The sequence below is a fragment of the Pseudomonas emilianonis genome (assembly GCF_023072625.1).
In the GTDB taxonomy this organism is placed as follows: domain Bacteria; phylum Pseudomonadota; class Gammaproteobacteria; order Pseudomonadales; family Pseudomonadaceae; genus Aquipseudomonas; species Aquipseudomonas paraveronii.
Map to the genome: position 1 here is coordinate 1 of NZ_JAKNRV010000589.1, position 2083 is coordinate 2083.

A 2083-nucleotide genomic window follows, 5' to 3' on the forward strand; every position below is an offset into this window, starting at 1 on the left:
TGGGCCAGGGACGGCGATACGGCGTTGCTGCAAACCGCGCCGGCAGCGCCGAGGGCGCTCCCGGTCGGTGTGGCTGCCGTCATTTTCATTTGACTAGCCATTCATTCCACCGTGTCGCAATGGCCGAGCCGTTCTTGGCCCAGTAGGCGAAATCGAGGGTGATCTGGTCCTTGGCATACGCCGTCGGCAGGTTGGACGCCAGGACTGAATCCAGGCGCTGTACGCTGTCGATATTCACCGGTGCATAGGCGGTCAGGTTGGAGAAATCGGCCTGGCCCTTGGCGCTGCTGGCACTGGCCAGGAACTTCATCGCGGCGGCTTTGTTTTTGGTGCCCTTAGGCACGACGAGGATGTCGGCCATGACCAGGTTCTGCTTCCAGCTCACACCCACCGGTGCGCCATCTTCCTGCAGGGCGTGGATGCGACCGTTCCAGAACTGGCCCATGCTGACTTCGCCGGAGGCCAGCAATTGCTGCGACTGCGCGCCGCCGCCCCACCAGACGATGTCTTTTTTGATGGTGTCGAGTTTCTTGAAGGCGCGGTCCAGGTCCAGGGGGTAGAGCTTGTCGGCCGGTACGCCGTCGGCCAGCAGGGCCAGTTCGAGCACGCCAGGGCTGGGCCATTTGTAGAGGGCGCGTTTGCCGGGGTAGGTCTTGGTGTCGAACAGCGCGGTCCAATCCTGGGGTTTGCCGGCGCCGAGTTTGCTTTCGTTGTAGCCCAGCACAAAGGAGAAGAAGAACGAGCCGACGCCATGGTCGGAGACGAAGCGTGGGTCGATCTTGTCACGCTGGATTACCGAGAAGTCCAGGGGTTCGAGCAGGCCTTCGGCGGCGGCGCGCAAGGCGAAGTCGGCCTCGACATCCACCACGTCCCACTGCACGTTGCCGCTTTCGACCATGGCCTTGAGTTTGCCGTAGTCGGTCGGGCCGTCTTGTACAACGGTGATGCCGCTGGCCTTGCTGAAAGGGTCGGCCCACGCCTGCTTCTGCGCATCCTGGGTGCTACCGCCCCAGCTCACGAAATTCACGCTTTCGGCCGCCAGGGCCGCGTGAGTGGCCGTAGCCAATAAACCCGCGAACAGCACAGCGGTTGCACGTTTGTTCAACACCATTTTCACGCCCTCATTTGTTTTGTTATTGAGCGGGCTTGGTAATGCCCGCCTATCGGGAGCAGTAGGTCCATCGGAGCCTCTAATCGAGACCCAAAAGGCGACCGTGCCAAGGGCTGTTATTGGTGCTGTCCCTGGCGGGCGCACTTGGCGAAAGCGTTCGGTCTATGGAATATCATATTATGGTATTCCAAACTTTGTGCAAGCATTTTGCCTTACCGGTTATCCGTCATTCGGTGAAGGGAATGCTCTCGACGACCTCCAGGTCGTAGCCAGTCAGCCCGGCGTATTTCAGGGGCGGGCCGAGGTGACGCAGCTTGCCGACGCCCAAATCCTGCAATATCTGCGCCCCGGTGCCGACTTCCGAATAAATCCGCGACTGCGAACGGTGGAACTGGCGCGGTGCCTGGGTCAGTTGCGGTACGCGCTCCAGCAGCGCCTGGGACGATTCATGATTGGCCAGCACCACCACCACGCCACGGCCTTCGGCGGCGACGCGTTGCAAGGCGGCCCACAGCGTCCAGTTGGACGGACCGCTGTACTCGGCGCCGACCAGATCGCGCAGCGGGTCGATCACATGCACGCGCACCAGCGTAGGTTCATCGCGGCGCAATGGGCCCATCACCATGGCCATGTGTACGCCACCGTCGATGCGGTCTTCAAAGGTAATCAGGCGGAACGTGCCATGCACCGTGGGCAGGTCGCGTTCGCCAATGCGCACCACGGTGCGTTCGGTGCTGAGGCGGTAGTGAATCAGGTCGGCGATAGTGCCAATCTTGATCCCATGCTTGCGCGCGAAGATCTCCAGGTCAGGCCGGCGGGCCATGGTGCCGTCGTCGTTCATCACTTCGACGATCACCGAGGCCGGTGCATGCCCGGCCAGGCGGGCCAAGTCACAGCCGGCTTCGGTGTGGCCGGCGCGGGTCAGCACGCCGCCATCTTTGGCGCGCAACGGAAAGATATGCCCCGGCTGCA

Annotated in this window: 2 protein-coding genes; both read right to left on the minus strand. The window is 62.3% G+C overall.

Annotated elements, in window-relative coordinates:
• Positions 1-85 precede the first annotated feature (85 nt).
• The gene (locus tag L9Z73_RS29730; protein WP_247408482.1) at positions 86-1111 is read right to left on the minus strand and encodes an ABC transporter substrate-binding protein; all 1026 of its coding nucleotides are present in this window, start codon (positions 1109-1111) and stop codon (positions 86-88) included.
• A gap of 226 nt (positions 1112-1337) precedes the next feature.
• Positions 1338-2083 (minus strand): 3,4-dihydroxy-2-butanone-4-phosphate synthase (locus L9Z73_RS29735; protein WP_247408484.1); only part of this gene is annotated, 746 nt, incomplete at its 5' end.

What these genes read in the sequence shown, in the direction of transcription:
- L9Z73_RS29730 (WP_247408482.1), bottom strand. Translation starts at nt 1,111, where the DNA reads ATGGTGTTGAACAAACGTGCAACCGCTGTGCTGTTCGCGGGTTTATTG.